The following is a 22,934-nucleotide window of genomic DNA, read 5'->3' on the forward strand; positions in this document are numbered from 1 at the left end:
CGGACGCACGGCGTCGCGTGATCACCGCAGCGATCGTCAAGGTTGATCCACACGCGCGGGGTTGTCGCTGACGGATTCGACGATGTCGCCGGCGGCACGGATGACGTCGAGGAAACGCCGGAACACCGGCCACGGAAGTGTCCATTGGCCATGCATGGTCAGCGTCACGTGGTCGCTGGGCAGCGGGATGAAGGGGCGGCTGTCCGGGGACGCGTCAGGGATGCGGACGGCGATGTAGTTCTCGGCCACGCCCGCTTCCACTTCATACAGTTCGTAGCACCACGAATCATCGTGGTGGAAGTGATTGACCTCGAACTGATGGGTTCCATAGGTCCAGGCATTGAGTGTCAGCGGAAGTGTCATGGCCTCGGCCGACAGGTCACGTGCCTCGTCGACCAGGTCACCACTGGAGTCGAGCACGCGCATCAGCTTCTCCAGGATCGGCCATGGCAGAGTGCCGCCGCCTGAATGAATGACGACGTGCTCTGCCCGCCTCGGCGTGAAGGGACCGATGGGTGTCGCGTCTGGAATTGAGATAGAGAGGTAGGGGCCGGTGCCGGGAGGTCCCGTAAGACCCATCAGCTCGTACTGCCAGGCATCGTCGGGCAGTCTGTATCCCGAGGAGACCTCGTACAACTTGCCGTCATGGGACCAGATCTCCATCGCTGGATGATCGCAGTTTCCGAACATCATGCCGAGTGATATCCGACTTGGCCGGCCCGAAGGTCCGATGCCGGTCGGTACCGAGCGGTTCTACGACCGCGCTTGCGCGGCGCCTTCAGCAACCGACCAACGCACGTGGCTTGACCAGCGGTCAAGGCGAGCCACCGCGGGCGCTGCTTGACTCTTGTGGCCCCCAGGAACGCGCAGAAGGCTGGCTCAAGATCCGGACCAGCCTTCTCACCTGCGAAACACTATGTCGAGAAGCACGCCCGTTTGTTTCATGGCGAGGATCCGGGCGGAGCTCGCGGTGGATGCCGGTTCCATGGCAGACGGCCGAGGGACGAGAGCGCCGGCCTGTACCGCGCCAGAAGTCGTCGCACATCCGGTGAGCTGGGATTTCCCGTTTCACGTCGAGATCATCAGTATGCTGGTTCGACTGGTCTACTTGATGATGATCAGGCTGGTCGGTGCTCTCGGGTCGTCATTGCGATGGACGCCCCGGTACGACGCCGAAAGGCCTCGGCGGCGTGCTCAACGAGTACCACCGGGCATCCTGAAACGATCGTCAAAACGCCAGCTCACAGCCATGCCCAGGGCATTGGCACGGTACAGGCTGATGCCGTTGATCCGCTCGATCGGCACGGCCTCTCCCTCGGTTCTCGGACGGTTCGCAGATCCCGGTCGGTTCACCGATCGGGCGGCGCCCGGTTTCAGACAGTTCGCAGAGCCTCGGTGGGCGGCATCCGGGCCGCCCGCAGCGCCGGGATCAGGCCCGCGATGACACCGATGGCCACCGCCGCAAGCACCCCGCCGATCCAGGCCTCAGGCGGGATGACCACCGCCCAGTTCTTGCTGAGCGCGTAGACAACGGTGGCCAGCGCGCCGCAACCGACCCCCGCCGCGCCGCCCAGCACCGCCAGAAGAATCGCCTCCATCAAGAACTGGATGCGGATGTGGCCCCGGGTCGCACCGAGCGCCCGGCGCAACCCGATCTCGCCCCGGCGTTCGAGCACGGAGATGACCATGGTGTTCGCCACGCCGACGCCACCGACGAGCAACGCCACCGCCCCCAGCCCGAGGAACAGCCCGTTGAGCGCGGACTGGGCCGCGGCCCGTACGACCAGGGCGTCGGACGGATTTCCGACGGTGACCTGGCTCGGGTTCTGCGGATTGGCCGTGGCGGCGAGCACCGAGTGCACGTCCTGCACCTGATCGGTGGCCGACCGGACGTAGATCGTCGAGGGATGCCCGGCGAAGCCGAGGTACTTCTCGGCGGCCGGGTACCCGATCAGGACGGAGTCGTCGATCTCGGGCGCCAACGTCGCCGGGCCGAGGATGCCCACGACGTAGAACCACTGGTCGGTGACCCAGATCCGCTGCCCGGTGTAGACGCGGTTCATGCCGAGGCGCTGCGCCGCGATCCAGCCAAGCACGACGGTCGGCTCCTGAGCCGTGGCCTGATCGAGGAACTTGCCCTTCACGACTTCGGTACGCAGTGTCTGGGGCAGTTTCAGACTGGTCGCCTGGACGGTGAGGGCGTTGGTGTTCACGTCCGGGATGAGCGGACTGCGGTAGGCGTCGGCCGTGGTCACCTCGCCGGTGCTCTCCACCTCCTCCACCGGACCGATCCGGCTGATCATCGAGGGTGCTGTCTTGGGAAGGGCGACCTCGGCGCCGGAGATGTCCTTGCCGGTGGTGACGGTCAGCATGTTCGTACCGAGCTTGTCGATCTGGGCCAGCAGTCCGGCCTGGGAGGAGGCCGAGAGACCGAGCACCGCCACGATGGACGCCACGCCGATCGCGATCCCGAGCGCCGACAGCGCCGCCCGCAACCGGCGGGTACGCAGGCCGACGCTGGAAATCCGCGCCAGGTCGGAGGGCCGCAGCCGCCCGGGGGCGAGGGTAGTGGTCACGATTGCGCCCTTTCACTGAGTGGAGACCAGGTGGTCGAGCCGCTCGCGTCGGGGGCCTGGCTGACGTCGGATACGACCCGGCCGTCCAGCACCTCGATGCGCCGGGGAAGCCGGGCTGCCAGCTCGCGATCGTGGGTGATGACCAGGATCGTGGCGCCCTCGGCGTTGAGGTCCCTGATCAGCGCGAAGATGGCCGCGCTGTTCCTGCTGTCGAGATTGCCGGTCGGTTCGTCGGCCAGCACGATCGCCGGGCGCCCGACCAACGCACGGGCGATGGCCACCCGCTGGCGCTCGCCACCGGAGAGCTTGGCGGGGATGTGCCCGGCACGGTCGGCCAGGCCCACCCGTCGCAGCGCTTCGGCGGCCGCGCGGCGGCGCAGCGCGCGCGGGACCCCGGCATAGAGCAGCCCGTCGGCGACGTTCTCCAGAGCTGTGGTGTGCTCGGCCAGGGAGAACTGCTGGAAGACGAAACCGATTGTGGTGGCCCGCAGCCGGGAGAGGTTGCGGTCGCTCATCTCGGCGACGTCCTCGCCGGTGATGCGGACGATGCCACTGGTCGGACGGTCGAGGGTGCCGATGACGTTGAGCAGAGTGGACTTGCCGGAGCCGGACGGCCCCACGATTGCGACCAGCTCACCTCGGTTGATCGTGAAACTGACGCCGCGCAGCGCCGCCACCGGGGAGTCGCCCGGGTACAGCTTGCTGACCGATTCGAGTTGCAGGACCGGCTCGGCCCCCTCCCCGCTCCCCCGGCCGGTGTCCGGGCGGGCGCCGTCCGTCACGGCCGTCCGGTGTTCGGTGTGGTCGATCATGTCGTCGGCACCACGACTTTCTGACCGGCCGCGACGGCGTTGCCGGTGATCTGCACGGTGCCGGCCGTGTCGTCGAAGAGACCGAGCTCGACCGGTGCCAGCTTGCGCACACCGCTCGGCTCGACCACCTCGATGCCGTAGCCACCACCGAGCAGGGCCAGCAGCGCGTTCACCGGGACCATCAGGACGTTGTCCACGCTCTCGGTGATGATCGAGACGCCGACCGGCGCCTGGTCGAGGCGACCGGTGTCGGAGGTCTTCGAGGGCTTGATGATGACGGTGATCTGGGAGCCGCCGCTGCTCGTCTTCGTGACGACCGTCCCCACCGAGGACACCGCGCCGTCGACGGTCTTGCCGGTCGGCAGCGTAAGTGTCACCTTCTCGCCCGCCTTGAGCCTGCTCTGCAGGGAGGCGTCGACCCCGACGGTCACGTGCCGGTCGGTCGAGCTGCCGGTGAGCACGGCCGAGCCCGTCGCGGCCGATCCACCGACCTGGCCCGCGAGGCTGGCGACCCGCAGCTTGCTCGTGCCGGCGAACACCACGTCGCTCTTCGACACCCGGCCGGTCCGCTCGACGTGTAGATGCTTCTGCAAATCGCGTACGGCGGAGGCGGTGGCCCAGGTGTAGCGGCTCGAGCCCGCCTCGAGACGACCGTCGGCGTCGTAGCCCGCGGCGACCAGCGCCGCGTTGAGCTGTTGGACGTCGCGGCCCTTCAGGTCCCGGTCGAGATCGCGGTACATCGGCACCGTGCCCATGAAGAACACGACCGGCTTCTCGTCGACCCGGTAGAGCACGTCGCCCTGGCTGACGGTCCGGCCGACCGGAGGCAGGTAGGTGTACGAGCCGGAGGCCTGGTTCACCGCGGTGTAGCTGCCCGCATAGCCCAGCGTCCCGCTTACCGAGGTACGGGCGACGAGGGTGCCCTCGGTGACCTCGACCGTCCCGGTCGGGACCGTGACGATGGGGTCCGTCTGGCCGGAGTTGCGGTCGTAGGTGACCACCACAGCTCCGCCGGCCGCGACTGCCATCACCGCGACCACACCGATGACGATGCGGCGGCGGCGCCGGCGGTCCAGGACCGCGGAGATCGCCTCACCATCGAGCTGTTCTTGCGGCAAAGTAGGAGCGGCATTCATGATTCGGAGCCCTTCACTCATTCACCTCGGACTTTTTCGACGTTTGTTTTTTCTATCGGGTCCGCGGTTTCGGTACGGTCTCATGAGCGGCTTCGTAAAGCCGACTCCGGGCCGGAAAGGCGGCGGCACCGCTTCTCGGAAAAGAATTTGACCTTCTGGGACGCGGCGTCGCCGGTATGCCGGCAGGGGTTGGATCAGCCGCCGTTACCATTGGTGTTGGTGCTGCCCAGGTACTGCTGACAGGCCTTCAGAGCGGCCTGGAAGACCGGATTGTCCGGCGCCATGCCGATCTTGTCGATGTCGAGGTCGACCGAGCCATTGGCGGCCGGGTCCGGAAATTTCGTCACGCCCTGGTCACGCATGCACTTGGAATACTTCAGCGCCGCCGTCCGGTCGGCCGGGGCGTCATCCGCGCCGGCGCCGCCGGGCATGAGCGACTTGCAGACGTCGTCCGCGGACTTGTAGGCGGCGGTACCCTGCCCGACCTCGTTGCCGTTGACCTGAAGGCCCTTTCCGATCACCGGGTCGGGGAAACTGCTCACCCCGTGCTCGCGCATGCATTTGGAGTACTTGAGCAGGCCGTCGTAGATCTGCCGCTGGCTGAGCTCGGCGCCACCACCACCGCTCGGAATCTCGGCGCCGCCGGCGGGCTGCGAAGCGCCGGTGGTGACCTGGGCGACGCCCGGGGGCGCGTCGTCGTCGGACGAACCACAGCCGCCGGCCAGCAGGGCGGTCACCGCGAGGCAGGTGGCCAGGAGGACGGCCGCCGGTCGCAACCGGCAGGTTTTCGCTTCCATCGTGGGGCTCCCTATTTTGTCGTTACGCACCTGGTAGCGATACATCTACGCGATGCGGGGTTTCGGTGAGGTATCACCGTCGGGTGCGCCCGCCGCCGACCGTCGTTGAACGGACCGGTGACGCGGATCACGGCCCATATCCAAATACCTCGCGGGAATTCGCGGCCAATCTTCAGTTGGACACGCCAGGGAGCCGGCATTGTCCAACCGGCAATCCGCACCGCCTTGATAACACCTGGACGCGCCGGGTACTTTGCCACCGCCTTATCGAGGAGTTGAGTGCGATAAATAAATGGTCCCGAGCCTCATTGATCCGAAGACTTATACCGACCATGACATGCTCGGTATCCGGCGTCGGGCTTCGCGCCGACGAACCCGTCCATCGGCAGCCGGCGTCTGATTCCGGACCCGGCTTCCGGGTGATCGGGTGGCGACCCGGCGCCGGGCGCATGCTCGCCGTCACCGACGGACCGCGCTACACCGACCTGCGACGGCTGCTCTTGCAGGCGTTCGCGCCCCGCGCGCTCGCCGGCGTGGTCGACCGCGTCCGGGAGCTGATCGGTCGGCTGCTCGACGAGGGTGACCTGGTGACGCCGTGGTTCAGCTCACCCAACTTCGACGAGACGGTGTTCGCCGAACCGGATCGTTTCGACCTGGCCCGCACACCGAACAAACACCTGCCCCTCGGGTACGGGCGCCACTTCTGTCTCGGCGCCTCCCTGGGCCGGGTAGAGATCAACTCAATGCTGGAAGGCCTGCGTGACCGGGTCCGTGGGATCAACCTGACCGCGGCCGGGAAGCCGATCTACTCCAACTTCCTGTCCGGCATGAGCAGTTTGCCGGTAGCGCTCAAACGATGAGACCGGGACGAAACCAGCCGCGGAGGCACCATGTAGGCATGTCCAACTGTGCCCGCGGCAGGGCCGTCTCACCTCAGGAGGAACAGTGCGGGTTCTGGTGATCGACGACGACGAGGAACTGGCGCAGACGGTCGCCGTCGGCCTGCGTCGGGCCACCATGGCCGTCGACGTCGCCTTCGATGGAGCCTCCGGCCTGGACCGCGCGCTGGTCAACGACTACGACGTGATCGTTCTCGACCGCGATTTGCCGGGGATGCACGGCGATGAGGTGTGCGCCAGGCTGATCGCGGCGGAGAGCCGCAGCCGGGTGCTCATGCTCACCGCCGCCTCCACCACCGACGACCTCATAGACGGCCTCGGCATCGGCGCGGACGACTACCTGTCCAAGCCGTTCGATTTCCCGGTCCTCGTTGCCCGGATCGGCGCGCTTGCCCGCCGCGCGCACCCGCTGGCTCCGCCGGTGCTGCGACATGACGACATCGAGGTGAACGTGGCCCGGCGCACCGCGCAGCGTGGTCAGCGCCTGCTCGATCTGGCGCCGAAGGAGTTCGGCGTGCTTGAGCTGCTGCTCGCCGCGAAGGGCCGCACGGTGTCGGCAGAGGAACTGCTGGAACGGGTCTGGGACGAGAACGCCGATCCGTTCACCACGGCCGTCAAGATCACCATCAGTCGGCTGCGGGCAAAGCTGGGCGATCCGCCAGTGATCAGAACCGTCGCCAAGTCCGGCTACCGGATCTGAAGGGGACACGATGCGATTCCTCGGACACCGCACCGTCCGCTTCCGCCTCACTGTGCTCTACGGCGCGCTCTTCCTGGTCTGTGGCACCATGCTCGTCGCCATCACCTACATCCTGGCCAGCCAGTTCACCCCCGACGCCTACACCAGCCGCGGGCCCAACGGCGAGACGAACGCCCTGGTGGTCAGTCCCACCAAGCCCGATTCCAATGGCTCACCGCAGTTCAGCTCGCAGGATCAGGCCGACAGCGCCACCCACAGCGAGGATGGCACCTCCGCTCAGGCGGCCGAGTTCGCCCGACGCGCCCAGGAGCTGTCCCGCGCCCAGCGCACCGATCAGCTGGACGCGCTGCTGGTGCAGTCGCTGATCGCGCTGGGGATCACGACGGTGATCGCTCTTGGCGCCGGCTGGCTGATGGCCGGCCGTCAGCTCAGCCGCCTCCAGCAGGTCACCGGCGCGGCCCGCACCATCTCGGCCAGCAACCTGCACGAGCGGCTCGCACTCGACGGCCCCCACGACGAACTGAAAGACCTCGGGGACACCTTCGACGGACTGCTCGCGCGGCTCGAGGATTCCTTCGTCGCCCAGCGCCGGTTCATCGCCAACGTCTCGCACGAGCTACGTACCCCGCTCACCCGTCAGCGGACCGTCGCCCAGGTCGCGCTCTCCGATCCCGACGCCACCGTGGAGTCGCTGCGCGCGGCGCACGAGCGAGTCCTCGCCGCCGGACTGGAGCAGGAGCAGCTTCTCATGGCCCTGCTCAGGCTCGCGCGAGGACAGGCCGGCCTCGGTGCACGCACACCGTTCGATCTGGCCCGGCTGACCGAGGAGGTCGTGCTCAGCCGCGCTGACGAGGCGAAACGGCGGGGCCTTGAGGTCCAGGCCTCGTACGGCCCGGCCTGGGCCAGCGGCGACGTGCGTCTCACCGAAGGCATGATCGGCAACCTGGTGGACAATGCCCTGCGACACAACGTCGAAGGCGGCCACGTCGAGATCAGCACCCACGGCCGAGACGACCAGGCCGTCCTGACCGTGTCCAACACCGGCCGCCCGATCCCGGGATCCCGGGTCGAGCAGCTCTTCGAGCCGTTCGAGCGGGGCGGCGCCGACCGCGTCGGCCGCGGCGAAGGGCTCGGCCTGGGACTGTCCATCGTGCGGGCCATCGCCGATGCGCACGACGCCGACCTGGTCGCCGTTCCCCGGCCCCGCGGCGGCCTCAGGATCACGGTCGCCCTGCCAGCCGGCGGGCGATGTCGGGCCCAGTGCGGGTCCTGCCGAAGGAAACCGGTGCCGAACAGCCCAATTTCCCCACCGTGTGGACGCTGTTCGACGCGGTCGACACCGACGAACCCGCCGACATCGAGGTCATGACACCAGAACGGCTCGCTCATCTCTTACGTCACGGCGTCGACGCAGTGCTCGACCGTTTTGGTCTGTTCATCTTCTTCGATGTCGAGTTCGCGTTCCGACAGCCAGCCGGAAAGTTTGGCCGCAATGCTGCCGTCCGCGCCGATCGCGGCCTCACCGAACGCCTTACGCGCGTCGCCTTCGGCTTCTCCGCCGCCTTCTGGTCGGGAAATCCTCGCCGTTTGTGCTGGCGCCGTTTCCCGTCGTCGCCGGGCGGCAGGTCGATGACGAAGTACCACAGTGTCTTGGTCGGAGTCTGGTACGAGCCGATGGTCACTGAGCACCCCCGTGGTACCGAGTTGAGCTGCCCTCATCCACGGTAGGCCGGTCCGTGCCCACAAGATCCACTAAAGCGATCTTGGAAAGCGACGTTCGTCCATCAAAAAGCCGCTGACCAGGACTTTCGTCCTCGCCAACGGCTTCGGATTGCTGGTCGGGCTGACAGGATTTGAACCTGCGACCCCTTGACCCCCAGGTCGCATTACAATTTGGTTAAGCACTGTCAGCCTGTTTCTAAATGTACACGAGAGCGGACGTAACGGCACCGACGTGCCGTCCGATTTCACACATCCAGCAGAAGTTGATCAAGTTTGTGACCACGCGCGTGGCCACGACCGATCAAGTGCGGCACGTGTTGTTTGCTTCTCGTTGTACTCTCGAAATTCTTTTGATATCGCGCCATAGTGCCGATGGGCGGCGATATCGGAGATGCGTTGAACGGTCTTCGCCAATCGGCATGCACAGCACGAAGGCAGCTTAGCGAAATGAACCCGTGGCGCCTCGTCAGCGATAGACTGTTCCGACTTTAAAATCCTCGCCAGCCGCGTCTCTAGCCCTTGGGTAAAAATTCAGATCATCAGCGCGAGCTCGCCGGCAACGGCTTCCGGTTCCGCGTAGCAGCGCCACGCTGGGATCCGCGCCACTTGTGTATGCGCGCCCAGGATGTCGATGAGCGCGAGAACCTTGCGCAACTTGCGCCCATCCGGGTCGCCGAGGGGATCGTCGACGACTACGGCGATCCCGCCGTTTTGTCCGCTCACCATTAGGTCCACGACCCGTCCGGAAACAGCGACATCTCGCCGTACGGACAATCCAGCAGTCCTTAATGCAGCATGAAGCCGATCGGCTGCTTCGGGATCGGCGTCAGCAGCCACCGCTGTGAGGCCGTCGTGGTTTGCCAGCGCGGTCAGCAATCCCCTTTGTGCGGACCACCACGAGCGGTCACCGACCACGACCAGTTCCGATCTCGCGCGGGTGATCGCGACGTTCCAGAGGTTCGTTTGGTGTACGAGCCAGCCCTTGGTGCGCTCGTGGATTCCGTGCGCACCGACGGGAGAGATGACCATGATGTCCCGCTCACTGCCTTGGAACTTGTGGATCGTCGCGCACAGCAGATTCTCCTCGAGGCCTGCTCTACGCAGAGCGGCAGCCAAATTCCGCTGTTGTGCGGTCAATGGTGTGACTACACCGATCGACGCATCTGGGTAGACGCTGCGCAAACGTCGCACCTCCGCTATGACTTCGGCAATCTCCAGGTCGTTACGGCCAGAGCCTCTCGGGCCGTAGTCGAATCTGCCGGTCACGTGATGCCACCGCACCGCCGGATCAGCCTGCACGGCGAGCCTTGCCGGGTCGGTCAGCACTGTCAAACGCCCTTGGTACACCTCCCGGTTCGGAACGTCGACGATTTCGGGATGGCACCTGTAATGCTCATCGAGAAGATAGGTGGTGCCTACCGCGGCGGCGAAAGCGTCGTACGCCGAATGCCGTCCGAAGATTAGTCGCCGGTCCCCCAGCCAGCCTGCACCCAATCCAGCTTTGGCTTGCTCCACCGCATCATCCTGATCGTTGAGGTCGACAACCGGAGGCAACTGCCGCGGGTCACCGATGATCAGTGCGCGCTTGGCCCGATAAAGCATGGGCAGGATTGCCGGAACAGTGCACTGCGCTGCTTCGTCGATGATCACGAGGTCGTACATACCGGCACGCGGTTGCAGCGAGCGCGCGGACAATGCGGTCACCGCCCAGCCCGGCAGGGCCGACAGGAGCTGCGGGAAGCCGGCCCAGCTACGCGGATTGGGTTTCGCCATTTCGTCGGCGCGATCTTGGAGCAGCCGCGCCTGCGCAGCCACCCGTCGCGCGATTTGTGCCTTGAGCAGGTCCAGGCTGAGGTTAGGGCGTTCGACGGCGACCAAGTCGTTCAAGCGCCGCCAGGATTTCTGCACCTCTGGCAACGTGCTGAGGGATTTGTGTCGTTCACGCCAGCGCAACTCGAAGACTGCCCGTTCGGAGAGCAATTCGACGTCTTTCCGGTCCGTGATGCCGAATGCCCGCAGGCGCCACCGGTACCACCATCCGAACCACCGGCTGGCCAACGCGCGGTCGGTCAACTGCACCAGCTGCTCGAGTGCAGCGTTCTCTTCAGGCAGGGGTACCACGTCTGCCGTCTCCGGCTGACGCGCAATCGCCAAGTCGGCCAGATCCCGCTCCAGCAGACGGTGATCGTTCAAGGCGCGCCGCAGCCCTTCCGCCTCGTTTGCAACCAATCGCAGCTCCGATTGCGGCGTACGGTCGTCAGGCACCACGCGGCGAAGATCCTGTGGGTACGCCCGGAGGATGACGGCGAGGTGCTCCGGTTCCTGCTGACGGTGCTCCTTGTTTCCTGTACGCAGCACTAGACCTGGACCGATCAGCTCGGCGACGCGCTCCACGACGGAGTTCACTGCCTGATTGCTGGTCGAGCCGATGAGAACGCTTTGACCTGAGGCCGTCGCCGTGGTGAGGAGCGCGGTGACCAACTGACTCTTGCCGGTGCCAGGAGGTCCCTGTGCCACCGTCATCGGCCGCGACATCGCCGACCGGATGACCTCCTCCTGCGCTTCGTTCACCGGGCTCATCGCGACGGTCAACACGGGCGGGGGGTCTTCCTCCGCCTCCGCCGGCATGGCCGCAAGCCTGCCGAGGGCCGTGGCAGCTATCGCACCGGGGTTCTTGACCATGGCTTGTACGTCTTCAATGAGCTGACGCTCCGGGGCGTCAGCTACGTCGACGCTGTACAACATGCCCGCGTTCTGCACCCGATCGATCGGCGCGGGAAGTATCCGGCCGACCAACGCCGCCGGCTCGAGGTCGGCCAGGGGCTCCAGATCGAAGGTGGCCATGAGCAGGCTGACAACAGCGGCGAGAGACGCCGGTTGTCCCGGCACGAAGACTTGCTCGACCCGCTGGACGAGCTCATCTGCTTCGACCTCCGACAGCTGGAGGAGATCGATCAATGCTGGGCTCGGGCGGGGCGGGAAAGAAGCATGCAGCACGTGGTCCGGGCTGACGTTCACGTCGCAGATAAGCAGCGGACCCAGGTGGACCGGCTTGCCTCGGCCGGGACGGAGAGGGACGACGGGATAGCCGTACAGCAATCCTCGGCCTTCATCGCGTGCTCGGTCGGCGAGGGCGGCGGCCGAACCCGACAGCGACACCGGGCCCTCGCCGGAATAGACAACCTCCGGACCGGGCGGCACGGCCACGTACCGCCGCGTGTCCTTCGGGTCGACGAAGGCTTGCAGAGCGGTCGACCGTTGCATGCAAGACGTGTAGTAGCTGATCAATCTGCGCCACTGGTCCGCGTCGAAGGGCGCGTCGTCAGCAGGAGTGGTTACGACCGCCGGCCCCTGACGGACGGCTGCCTCCGATCCGGGCGCCGCGACGAGCCTGATCGGCTCGGTCACTCCCTCGCTGGACTCCACGGGCGTGTGCTGCCGAAGTCGCGCCATCTCGGTGAACGCATAGCGCGACAGCTCGCTGGTCGTGATCCAGCCATCCTCGGAGGTGCTGGCCGCCGCACCGCGCAGTCCGTCGAGCAGTACCTGTGTGAAGAGTGACGGACGCTCCGGATCCTCGGCCTTGGAGGCCTTCATATGGGTGCTGGAGGTCAGATAGAAAGTCCCGCGTTCTCGTTTCCCTCGGCGCGGCTCCTGCCGGACGCCGCCTTGGAAACGATGGCGTGCGGTGAAGGCGCCGGAAAAGCAGCAGTCGAGCAAAATCACCTTTTTCGAGGCGGCAGTGCTGCTGAGCAGATGCCGCAGCGTTCCATCGGTATCCAGCGCGGTCGCATGGAGCCGCCCGGAAACGGTGTCGGCCGTCGCCAGAAAAGGGACTGCCCATCTTGGTGCAGCACACCGTGGCCTGAGTAGTAGAGCAGCGCGGTGTCGTCTTTCCGCCGACTGCCGTAGAACTCCTCGAGAATTTGCACCATGTGACTCAAGGGCAGATCGAATTCAGGCCGGACGGTGTCGAACTCCCCAGCGTCGTCAAGCACTGCCTTCAGCTGCAACACGTCCTGACGCACCGACGGCAGCGGCGCCAACTCGGGGTCGAGATGGCAGGTGACCGTGCCGAGCAACAGCGCATGCCTAGCCATCGCCGTGCCGCTCGATAGCGGTCTGAACGGCCTTGATCAATTCCGCTGTCTCCTTGCGCGAGGGCCGGTCGATCGTGAACTCGATGTCACCCACCCGCAGATGGGCGCGCCGCCCGGTGTTGCGCTGCAGAAACCCCACGATGACGTCGGCAAGAGCCTGCAGATATCCGGGATCCGCGGTCGCCAGGACGGCAACGGCCCCGGCAACCAGTTCGGCGACACCTTTGTCACCCGCCCCACGACCGGCTTGAGGGATCCGCTCCACCTCACCGACCTCGCGAAGGTCGTCCGCCAGTTCCTCGGTCACCTGGTCGAGAATGAAGTCGTCGTCGTCCGGCAGTGACCCGACGCCGACCACCATGCGGGCCTGCTGCATGCAGCTCTCCTCCGTCGTCTGTCAATCGAAGTTACAAAGAGCTCATCATCGATCGGTGCGACTGTCGGATATCTGCGTTCTTGTTGCTGGGGGTCGCGTACGTCTTCGGAAGACGTGCCTTACTCGTTGACACAATGGACGACGTGACGTGACGTATCCAAGAGTGCCGTTACACCGTGGCTATCCAGGTGCTTCAACACCTCGGAGTGCGGAGCTTCAGGGACTGCGTAGCGAGCTTTCTGGCCGATCACGTCCATGCCGCGGGCGATAATACGAACCGGCTGCGCCGCCACCGCCTCCACCACGTCGTCGAAGACGCCGATCCGCGCCCGAGGTGGCACGCCCTTCCATGATTTCGCTGCGTGGAAGATCTCATGCCCATGCAATTCGACTTCGGGACCCGCGGGCAGGCCATAGGCGCGGGCAGCGTCCGCCGCAACTTGATCAAGCTGCGCGGTCAGGGCCGCCGCGGCCGGCCCGTCGAGCAAAAGAGCCGCCATCGTGTACCAGTCGTCAGTAAAGGACTCATCGACGTAGGTGAGAAGCACTGCGTCGTTACCCCCGCAGGAGTACTGACGCGGATCGAGCGTTAAGCACTCTTCCTCCAAGGACGTCGCCGAAACAGACGACAGCCGAGTCCAATGTCGAGACTCACCGTAGACCGAAGCCATCAGAATGGACCACTCACGGCAAGGCATGGCCCCGGGACCCCTTCGCACGAGCGGATCTATCGACATGCCCTGGCGGCAGTCGTCCTGTATTGCATCTGCAAAGCGGTCAAGTGCGGGAAGCGCAAAAGCAAACTAACGGACATGCAGGTCACGACCGAGAACCGCTATGTCCGCTTAGAGGGCATCTGATCCTCTAAGGGGATAGTTCACGTTTCGCAGGTCATCGGCCGTGATCGTTCGTTGGTCAGGCATGGGAATGGAGCGACTTCCATATCGAACTGATCTCTCGGATGCCCGGTGGGCGTTGATCGAGCCGGTTCTGGTGCAGTGGCGCCAGGCGCGAGGGGGTCTGGGGATCCGCCCGCCAGTCCACGATCTCCGGGAGATCGTCAATGCAATCTTGTATGTGGCGCGGACCGGTATGGCGTGGGAGTACCTGCCGCACGACTTCCCTCCGGCGAAGACGGTCTATGACTACTACGCCAAGTGGGAGAAGGACGGCACCACCGCGCGCATCCACGATCTTCTGCGGTCGCGGGTACGTGAGGCCCTCGGCCGCGATGCGCAGCCGAGCGCCGCGGTGCTGGATGCCCAAAGTGTCAAACGTCTTGCAATGTAAAGGAATCCGAGCAGGGCATCGGCGCAGCTAAGAAGATCAAAGGACGGAAACGGCATATCGCCACCGACACTCTCGGACTGCTGCTGGCGGTCGTAGTGACGGCGGCGTCGGTGTCCGATTCTGCCGCCGGCAAGGGCCTACTCAACACACTGGCGACCGAGCATCCGACGGTGAGCAAGGTCTGGGTCGCCGGCGGCTACCAGAACACCGTGTTGCGTCACGGCGCGGGACTCGGCATCGACGTCGAGAGGGTGCCACGCCGTGCGGAGAAGGGATTTCACGTCCTCCCGCGCCGGTGGGTGGTCGAGCGGACGTTCGGGTGGCTGATGCAGCACCGGCGCCTGGCCCGCGACTACGAGGCGCTGCCGCAGCGATCGGCCGCGATGGTCCATTGGGCGATGGCTAACACAATCATGCTCAGACTGACCGGCGAATCCACCCGAACCTGGCAGGGGCTATGACTGCATCTCGTCTCTAAACGGGCAAGTAGGGATCAGATGCCCTCTAAGTGGGCGGGAGGCCGTCCCCCGCCGGATCAGTGACGACGATGAAGCGTTCATCGTCGCGACGGCCACGGTCCGCCCGGGCACGCTCGGGCGGCCTTTCACCTGCTGGAGCCTGCGCAAACTCGCCGACTACCTCGCCACCGACGCCTCCCGCACGGTCGTGATCGGCCGGGAACGGCTTCGCCAGATGCTGCGCCGGAACGAGGTCGGCTGGCAGCGGACCCGGACGTGGAAGGAGTCGAAGAACCCGGAGTTCGAGACGAAGCTCGACCGGATCGAGGAGGTGACCAGTAAGTTCCTGAGCCGGTGTTTCGAGTTTGACCAGTTCGGGCCGCTGTCGATCCGCCCGCACCACGGCCGTGGCTGGGCCGTGCAGTCGCATCCGGACCGGCTGCCGGCGACCTACCATCGCACGCACGGCATCCGTTACTTCCACGGCTGTTACAGCCTCGGCGACGACCAGCTCTGGGGGGGGCAACCGGGCGCGCAAAGGCGCTGATCACACCCTGTCCGCGCTGAATCGATCCGCAAGACGCGGCCGGACGGCGCGCCGATCTACGTCGTCATGGACGACCTGTCGGCGAACAAGACACCGATGATCCGGGCCTGGGCCGCCCACAACAAAGTCGAGCTGTGCCTGACACCGACCAGCGCGTCCTGGGCCAACCCGATCGATGCGCAGTTCGGGCCGCTACGCATGTTCACCATGGCGAACTCGAACCACCCGAACCACACCGTCCTGGCCCGCAAGCTGCAGAAATACCTGCGCTGGCGCAACGCCAACGCCCGCCACCCCGACGTCCTGGCCGCCCAACGCCGCGAACGAGCCCGCATACGCAGCGAACGTCAGCAACGTTGGGGCCGACCCCGGACCAAAGCCGCCTGACGAATCAGACCCGGTGAACGTTCGTAGTCAACGCACTAGGCAGGCGGGCCGCTCGGCGTGGCCGAACCTGGAATCATCACGCTGACGGGGTCCCGTCCCGGCCTGCTCCTCGGGCCCAGGGGCATCCCGACAATGACGAACGGGCCCATCGCCGAGACGAAACGTCGGGGTGTTGCGGGCGGTGGCGGCCGGCCTCTCCAACAGGTTCGTGATGCGCGGGCTCAGGGGCGGGGCGTCGCGGTGGAAGTGGTGAAACCGTCCCTGTACATCAGTGCCTCGGCCATCAGAGCGATGGCCTCGGCGCTGTTGTTCTCGGCCGCGTAGGTCAGCAAAAACCGGTATTCGCCGGCTAGGCCGGCCGCGAAGCGCAGCACGTTCTCGTCCTCCTGGTCGCGCGTCGGCAAGCGGCCGGCGTCCAGCGCTGCCGCCGCCTCCGGGAAGCGGATGCCGGCGGCGTCCGGCGGGTAGAACTCGACGAACTCCATGAACTCGGGGACCTGGAGCCAGTAGCCGTGCCGTGCGATCAGGCGGGCCGGGGCCTCGATGGTGAATTGGGCGTCGGCGCCGTTGAACAGCAGCTTCTCCCAGCCTGGGGCGTCCAGGCCCTGCGCGAAGTCCGGAACGTTCATTACTCGCCGCCCTCTTCCACTGCTTCCTCGATGACCTCGATCAACGACTCGTTGCCCCACTCGGCGATGGGCTTGGGCGCAGCGCCGGTGAAACCCTCGCCCGGGTTCGGGTTGCCGTCCAGTGGCACCCGCACCGCACCGGCCTTGCCGGCCCCCTTCACTTGGTATTTCAAATACGGGCCCTGGTGTACGGGGTCGGCCTGGGCCGGGTCGCCCGCTTCGAACATGACCTGGACCGTATCGTCCGCGGGATCGAAGTAGCGGGTGCCACGGCCGCCCGTTGCCGAGGTCGGCTTCATCGGCGCCGATTTCAAGCCCGATGACCGGGCCAGCGCGTCGACTTCTTCCTCGGTCGCGCCACGCATCGAGTCGGGGTCGTTGAGCCGCCGGACGAAGCCGTCCTTGCGGGTGCCGGAGCCGATCATGATGCCCATGACCCGGCCGTTGACGTGCGTTGCCCTGTGGTAGTTCGTCGGGAACAGGAAGCTTCCGTTGCCGCCGCCCAGGAGATCGTTGAACGCCTTCGGGCAGGCGCCCTTCGACGAGCACGCCCAGCGCCAGATCTGTTCCTCATTTTTGAGCTTGACCAGGGGCTTGTCGCCGATCTGGCTGCCATGAAGGGCGGTGTACATCTTCGGGTAGTACGGGTCGTCGTCGCGGATCAGCACATGTGGCGTCAGGGCGACCACGTGCGGCTTGTGCGTTGCGCCGCCGTTGCCGGAGCCGGCGGCTTGGGCGGAGCGCTTGCGGGCGAAGTCGATGTCGCCGACCGCCGCCACGTCGGACGCCTTGCCATCGGCGTCGATCCGCAGGCCGCTCGGGTCGGAGTGCACCACCGGGTTGTTTCCGGCGTATGCGTATCCGCCCATCTGCGCGGGGTCGTTGCCCTCGAACACCGGGTCGGCCGACAGGAACCGGCCGATCGCCGGGTCGTACTGGCGAGCGCCGAGGGTTTCCATTCCGGTGTTCGCGTCATCGGCGCCGCCGACGTAGTCCTTGTTGCCGGGCCACGCGCCGGCGGCCGCGCCGCGGATCTCGCCGAAGGGCAGGTACTGCCGGCGGGTGACCGCGCCGTTGGCGGCCGCGATCGTCAGGTCGGCGGTGCCCTGGCGGTCGGCGATGAGGTAGCTGACCGCCGTGGCTCCGGCCCGGGCCGCGACGACTGTGCCGTTGACCGTGTAGTAGCGCGTACCGGTCAGCGCTTTGGTGTTTTTGTTCATGACGATCTGCTGGTCACCGAGGTAGAGCGTGGTGGTGGCCGGATCGCGCTGGATGAGCTGGCTGCCGTCGGCGGCGTACCCGAAGGTCGTGGTGCCCCGGGCGGTGGTGGCGGTGGCCACCTTGCCGGTCGAGGTCCAGGTCAGTTTCTCGTCGCCGCTCGCGCCACCGGTGATCGCGGTGGTGTTGCCGGACTTGTCGTAGGTGAAGGTCGCGCCGTTCGGCCCGGTCGACGTCATGCCGCTCAGGGTGTGCGGCTGGTCGGTGGCGCTGCCGGCGGCCGGATAGTGGTAGCTGGTGGTGGTGTCGGCGGCGCCGGCGATGCCGTGGTCGGTCGCGGTGTCCCGGCCGCCGTCGGCGTTGTAGGTCCAGGACTGCCAGTACGGCGCGACCGATCCACCCACAGTGGCGGCAGTCGGGGCGGCCGCGCAGTTGTCGGTCCCCGTCCAGGCCTGCTGCAGCCGCTGAGCGTAGTCGTAGCCGAAGCACTGGGTATCGGTGACGGTGGCGGCCGACCGCTTATCGACGATCTTGGTGAGCAGGCCCGAGCCCTTCGAGACCGTCGCGGAGCCGAAGGTGTACGCGACGTTGTCGATGTCGCCGGACTGGCCGAACCCCTTCACGATCGTGGTTGCCGGAGTCCCGGTCTGCTCGTCGTACGTGAAGTTCTCGTAGCCGGCGACCGCGCCCGCCCCGAAGGTGTACTGGGCAACCTGCCCGAGCCCGGTGTAGCCGACCGCGGTGACGTACGCGGACTTGCCGGTCAGCGCGGTCGGCTGGTCGGTGGCGTCGTAGTCGTACCCGGTCGTCTCTTGAGGCAGGCCCGCGATCGCGGCGTCGTTCTGTCCGTCCGGCAGTCCGTTGGACTCGTAGCCGGGTGAGACCGTGTAGCCGGCCGCCGGCAGGACACCGGCGTCGGTGCCGGTCAGGGTCATCCGGTGGGCGGTGACGAAGCCGTACAGGTTGTAGGCCAGCACCGTGTCGGTGTAGGTGTCACCGGCCGAGTACGACGTGGTCGCCGTCAGCATGCCTTTCTTGACCGTGTCGTACGTCCAGGTGGCCAGGGCGTTGCCCGCGGCCGGCGCCTGTCCCCCGGTGGTGTCGTACAGCCCGGTCTTGCGGCCGCCGTCGTCATACGCGTAGGTGACCTGCTTGCCTTCGGCGTTGGTCACCGTGGCGACCGCGCCGTTGTTGTCGTACGTCGTGGTGGAGTTGCCGGTGTCCGGGTCGTCCAGCTCGATCTGGTTGCCGAGCAGGTCGTACTTCCATCCCCACGAATTACCGGCGGCGTCGGTCTCGGCCGATGGTTTGCCGTCGGCGGTGTAGCCGTAGCGGGTGTCGTCGTAGGTGCCGCTCGCCGCGTGCAGGTAGTCGGGTGTGACGCCGGCGTGGTACTGGCGTAGTAGGACGGTGTTGTTGCGGGCGTCGGACACGGCTGTCGACGGGGTGGAGCCGGCCGGCGGGACGACGGTGACGAAGTTGCCACCGTACGTGTAGGTGGTGCGCCAGGTCTCGTCGCCGCGGTGGTAGGCGATGTCCGCGGTTTTGCGACCGGCCCCGTCGTACGTGTAGGCGGTTTCGGCGTCGATGTCGCCGGCCTGGGCCGGTTCGATGGCCGCGCTGATCGCGGCGCCGTTGTAGTAGGCGGCGGTCTCCCCGGACTTGAGCCCAGTCGTGTTGTAGAAGACGTCGGTCTGCACGCGCCCGGTCCCGGAGGTCTGGGCCTGGGTCTCGCGGACGCGCAGCAGCGAGTCGTACAGCGTCTCGGTCTGCCAGTAGCCGGATGCGTCGTGGTTGAGCGTGTACGTGCTGACCAATGACGGCCCGGTGTTGGAGACCGAGTAGGTGTATTTGAGGTTGGGTGTGCTGCTCGTGGAGCGGCCCGGCTTGAACACTGCGACGACCCGACCGAGCGCGTCGTACTGGCTGGTGGTGACGTATCCGGCCGGGTCGGTCGTGGATTTCGCCAGCCCGCGCAGGGCGTCGTAGGTGGTCGTGGTCGCGTGGTTCAGCGGGTCGGTGACGGTCACCGAGGTGGGCGCGGCGCCGGTGGCCGGGCTGTACTGGGTGGTCGTGGTGTGGTTCTTGCCGTCGGTGGCGCTGGTCGCGCGGCCGTACTGGTCGACCTCCGTGGACGCGGTGACGTAGACGGGCGCCCCGGCGACGTACGACTGGAGGCGTTTGACCATGGTGGGGTCGCCGGCCGTAGGCGCGCCGCCGAGCGTGGTCCCGCCGTCGTAGTAGGTGAGCTGGTCGGACAGCACGTCGGCGGGGATGGCCGGGGTGACGGCGCAGGAGACCTTGACGCTGCGCTCCTCGGCTTTGCTGTCGAGGATCCACGCGGTGGTGGTGTTGTCGGCGAAGGTGTTGGTCAGACAGGTGTCGTCGGTCGTGGTGCTGACGTCGCCCTGGTCGTCGGTACGAGTCACCCGGCCGTATCCGTCGTGGGCCTCGTCGACCTCTGTGGTCCGGGTGGCGCCGGAGGCGAGCGCGGTGAAGACCCGGGTACGGTTCGTGCCGGTGTGGTATGCGTGCTGCCCGGTGGCGGCCTGGTTGGCGGTGGCGGCCGACGTCCAGGGGTCGGTGATCGTGTCGCTGACCAGGGCGGAGCCGTTGAGGACGCGGGTCTCGTAGGTGACGCCGGCGAATTGGTCGGCGTCGGTGATGGGCGCCTCGCTACGTGAGTCGGTGACCGACACGCTGCGGTGGGTGGTGGACGTCAGGTAGTCGCCGTCCATACCTCGCAGATAGGTGTAGGTGGTCTTGGTGATCGGGTCGGGGGTGTTGCCGACCGCCACCGTCATCCCGCTGAAGCCGCGCCATTGGTTCCAGGTGCGTTGGGCGGCCGGGGTCAGCGGGTTGGTGTCGTAGTGCCAGGCCGGTTTGTCGACCGGGGTGTAGGTGGTGACGATGTCGTCGTTGGACGACGCGTCGGTGGTGTCCTGCTTGGTGACCGCGGTGACGACGTACTTGTTGAACCAGTCGAGTATCGGCGAGCTCTGACCGGACGGCGTCCAGTAGGCGGGGTAGGCCAGCGTGGTGTTCTGGGCCGGGTCGGTCGGGGCGCAGGTGGGGCAGATCGCGGTGGAGTAGCCGACCGAGATCTTCTCGCCGGTCTCGGTGGTGATGAGGTTCAGGCGCATCCGGGTCAGCGGCGGATAGCCATTGGTGATCTTGACGCGGTTGGCGAGCAGGGTGCCGCCGAACACTGTGGCCGGCAGGGTGCGCTCGATCGTGCCGATCGGCCCGGCGGTGGTGTCCATGCCGGTGTGGGTGATCGAGTCGAGCCACAGCGAGGCGGTCGACTTGCTGTCCTGCGGGTCGGGGAACGAGTGGCTCAGCGACCAGGAGTCGACGGCGGTCTCGGTCGTGCCGACCAGCGCCTGGGTCTGGATGCCGGTGAGCATCGTGGTCGACCAGAACGTCGGGGACTGGTTCTTGCAGGTGGCGCCGCTCGCGCAGGTGGCGTCGTAAGGAAGGTCCGGCCAGTCCTTGGCGGTGGCCGAGGTGAGCGTGGAGGTGGCGCAACCGGCCGCGTCGGTGTCGCAGCGGCCGTTGACCGTGAAGGTCACCTGGGCGGCCGGCGAGGTGCTGTACACCGCGCCGTCGCGCTGGCCATATTGGATCTTCCAGAGGTAACCGGAGCGGGTGTACGCCGAGGCGGCAGTACTGCCGAGCGCGGAGGCGTAGTAGTTCTGGTCGGCGTGGTAGAAGTACGCGATCGTGTCGGCGTGCGTGTCGACGACGTAGTCGAGGTTCCATCGGTACGCCTGCTGGCAGCTCGACTTGCTGAAGGTGGCGTTGTAGCAGGGCCGCGTGGAGTCGGTCTCGAAGACCGGCACGGTCCACACCGAGTTGGTCGCGGTGCTGGTGCTGCTGAAGCCGGGCAGCTCGTTGCGGCCGAAGTAATACTGAATGCCGTCGGCGGTGGTGACTCGCCAATACTCGCCGCTCTGCGCGCCGTTGATCGCGCCGGTCAGGTGCTCGACCTTCTCGTTCTGGTCGTTCTGCGGGTGGTAGCCGGCGCCGCCGTCGTCGAGCACGAGCGGCGTGCTCGATCCGTTGAGCGACAGGGTGAGAGTGTTCTTGGCTGACCAGCAGTTGTCCCAGGTCTTGGTCGCCCCGGCCGCGTTGTCGTGGCAGGAGGCGTACGACCGCTCAATGAAGCCGGGCGAGTACTCCCAGCCGTCACCGATCCACGACGCCTGGTTGTTGGTTGAGGAGATCAGGCCGTCCTGGGCCTGCGAGTTGTAGCTCAGCGCGACCTTCGGCTGGAGATTGCCGGGAACCGCCGGCACGGTGATCGGGTAGGACCAGGTGAACGCGTCGCCGCTGCCGCCGGCCTGCCAGCTGCCGGCGGCCTTGAGTGAGGTGGCGGAGAAGTCGCCGTTGCCGCCGCTGCTGTCGGCGGTGGCGCCGACGACGGTGGTCGCGGCCGCGCTCAGCACCGAGTCGGCCTCGAGGGTCTGGCCGGTCGCGTCGTTCCTCGAGGCAAGCGGGGTCTGTGTGCGACAGGCGGCGACGTCCGGTGTGGTGAGCGCGCACGCGGGCAGCGAGACCAACCGCAGCCGGGAGGACCAGTCGCCGCCGTAGGCGTCGGCGAACGACGCGTAGGACAGCGTGAGGTGGGCTGATCCGGAGCCGGCCGAGCGCAGGGCGACCAGCACGCCGTCCACTCCGGCGGCGGTGGCAGCGGCGTGGGTCTCAGCCTCGACATGCACGGCCGGCGCCTTGCTGCCGCCGATCCAGACCGGTAGCGATCCGGCCCGCACGCCCTTGGCGGCCGATCGGGCGGCCGGCACGTCGGCGGCGCCGGCCGGCACGACCGGCGTGGCCGGCACATCGGCCACGCCGGCGGGCCAGGACGCCGTGGTCGCGCGGTATTTGGACGCCGGCTTGGGCGCCGTGTAGTTGCCCTTGAGCGGCTTCACCGGAGTCGAGCGCGTGGCCGGCACGACCGGCGCCACCGGTTTGGCCGGGGCTGCCTGCGCGGGGAGGATGTTGCCCCCGACGGCCAGCGTCACCGCTGTCAGCGCGACCAGCGCCGACCTGATTTTGGGCAGCATTTAGCCCTCTCCCCCGCGTTTGCGGCAGATGATCAAGCCGCGTAGACGGCGGACATTAGCATCGACGAGGGCCGTCACTGTGCCCCCCTTTTCATAACGTCCGTCTAAATAGAGTGGTCCGCACCTCGAGTGACCTGAAATACATTGAATAACCACCCCTTACGCAGGTACTTTCCGCTGCGCGCAGTCCATTCCGGCCTGCGTGCGCGGGCACGGGGGCT

13 protein-coding genes and 3 pseudogenes are annotated in these 22,934 nt (G+C 66.7%); 6 read left to right on the forward strand and 10 right to left on the reverse strand.

All coding sequences use genetic code 11. The features are described 5' to 3' along the window. Positions 1-36: 36 nt before the first annotated feature. The 5 genes from Afe05nite_RS28140 to Afe05nite_RS28160 form a co-directional block, all read right to left on the reverse strand. Positions 37-663 (reverse strand): hypothetical protein, encoded by a 627-nt coding sequence (locus tag Afe05nite_RS28140; protein WP_203820239.1) that lies wholly within the window; start codon positions 661-663, stop codon positions 37-39. A gap of 710 nt (positions 664-1,373) precedes the next feature. Further along, a complete protein-coding gene (locus tag Afe05nite_RS28145) occupies positions 1,374-2,579 on the reverse strand; it encodes an ABC transporter permease (RefSeq protein WP_438869014.1) in 1,206 nt (401 codons plus the stop codon). After that, complete coding sequence (locus Afe05nite_RS28150) at positions 2,573-3,388, reverse strand: ABC transporter ATP-binding protein (RefSeq protein WP_203820240.1); 816 nt, start codon at positions 3,386-3,388, stop codon at positions 2,573-2,575. The genes Afe05nite_RS28145 and Afe05nite_RS28150 overlap by 7 nt, the downstream gene beginning before the upstream one ends. Further along, positions 3,385-4,524 carry a peptidoglycan-binding protein gene (locus tag Afe05nite_RS28155; RefSeq protein ID WP_203820241.1) on the reverse strand — a complete coding sequence of 380 codons (1,140 nt, stop codon included), beginning with the start codon at positions 4,522-4,524 and terminating at the stop codon, positions 3,385-3,387. The genes Afe05nite_RS28150 and Afe05nite_RS28155 overlap by 4 nt, the downstream gene beginning before the upstream one ends. 194 nt (positions 4,525-4,718) lie before the next feature. Next, complete coding sequence (locus Afe05nite_RS28160; RefSeq protein ID WP_203820242.1) at positions 4,719-5,321, reverse strand: hypothetical protein; 603 nt, start codon at positions 5,319-5,321, stop codon at positions 4,719-4,721. Between the two features lie 419 nt (positions 5,322-5,740). On the opposite strand from Afe05nite_RS28160, the gene Afe05nite_RS28165 reads away from it, so the two are divergent. The 4 genes from Afe05nite_RS28165 (at position 5,741) to Afe05nite_RS45150 (ending at position 8,648) form a co-directional block, all read left to right on the forward strand. Then, positions 5,741-6,181 (forward strand): cytochrome P450, encoded by a 441-nt coding sequence (locus Afe05nite_RS28165; RefSeq protein ID WP_203820243.1) that lies wholly within the window; start codon positions 5,741-5,743, stop codon positions 6,179-6,181. Positions 6,182-6,266: 85 nt separating this feature from the next. Next, the gene (locus Afe05nite_RS28170; RefSeq protein WP_203820244.1) at positions 6,267-6,920 is read left to right on the forward strand and encodes a response regulator transcription factor; all 654 of its coding nucleotides are present in this window, start codon (positions 6,267-6,269) and stop codon (positions 6,918-6,920) included. Positions 6,921-6,930: 10 nt separating this feature from the next. Beyond that, entirely contained in the window at positions 6,931-8,289 is a 1,359-nt protein-coding gene (locus Afe05nite_RS28175) for a sensor histidine kinase (RefSeq protein ID WP_203820245.1), read from the forward strand. Next, positions 8,232-8,648, forward strand: a complete 417-nt coding sequence (locus tag Afe05nite_RS45150) for a hypothetical protein (protein ID WP_203820246.1) — start codon at positions 8,232-8,234, stop codon at positions 8,646-8,648. The genes Afe05nite_RS28175 and Afe05nite_RS45150 overlap by 58 nt, the downstream gene beginning before the upstream one ends. Before the next feature lie 525 nt (positions 8,649-9,173). Here Afe05nite_RS45150 and Afe05nite_RS28185 read toward each other — a convergent pair. From Afe05nite_RS28185 to Afe05nite_RS28195, 3 genes and pseudogenes are all read right to left on the reverse strand, one after another. Then, positions 9,174-12,742, reverse strand: a pseudogene (locus Afe05nite_RS28185) (AAA domain-containing protein). Beyond that, complete coding sequence (locus Afe05nite_RS28190; protein WP_239118241.1) at positions 12,735-13,103, reverse strand: hypothetical protein; 369 nt, start codon at positions 13,101-13,103, stop codon at positions 12,735-12,737. Before Afe05nite_RS28190 ends, Afe05nite_RS28185 begins: the two are co-directional and overlap by 8 nt. 134 nt (positions 13,104-13,237) lie before the next feature. Next, positions 13,238-13,666 carry a hypothetical protein gene (locus tag Afe05nite_RS28195; RefSeq protein WP_203820248.1) on the reverse strand — a complete coding sequence of 143 codons (429 nt, stop codon included), beginning with the start codon at positions 13,664-13,666 and terminating at the stop codon, positions 13,238-13,240. A gap of 379 nt (positions 13,667-14,045) precedes the next feature. On the opposite strand from Afe05nite_RS28195, the pseudogene Afe05nite_RS28200 reads away from it, so the two are divergent. Continuing rightward, positions 14,046-14,869: pseudogene (locus Afe05nite_RS28200) on the forward strand (IS5 family transposase). A 45-nt stretch (positions 14,870-14,914) separates the two neighbouring features. Continuing rightward, positions 14,915-15,800: pseudogene (locus tag Afe05nite_RS44855) on the forward strand (transposase); the annotation flags it as partial. 221 nt (positions 15,801-16,021) lie between these two features. Here Afe05nite_RS44855 and Afe05nite_RS28210 read toward each other — a convergent pair. Together Afe05nite_RS28210 and Afe05nite_RS44670 are read right to left on the reverse strand one after the other, a co-directional pair. Continuing rightward, positions 16,022-16,429 (reverse strand): hypothetical protein, encoded by a 408-nt coding sequence (locus Afe05nite_RS28210; RefSeq protein ID WP_203820249.1) that lies wholly within the window; start codon positions 16,427-16,429, stop codon positions 16,022-16,024. Then, positions 16,429-22,713: an RHS repeat domain-containing protein gene (locus Afe05nite_RS44670; protein ID WP_203820250.1), complete on the reverse strand. Its 6,285-nt coding sequence runs from the start codon at positions 22,711-22,713 to the stop codon at positions 16,429-16,431. Before Afe05nite_RS44670 ends, Afe05nite_RS28210 begins: the two co-directional genes overlap by 1 nt. Positions 22,714-22,934 lie beyond the last annotated feature (221 nt).

It is taken from the genome of Paractinoplanes ferrugineus, from assembly GCF_016862195.1.
GTDB classification, from domain to species: Bacteria; Actinomycetota; Actinomycetes; order Mycobacteriales; family Micromonosporaceae; genus Actinoplanes; species Actinoplanes ferrugineus.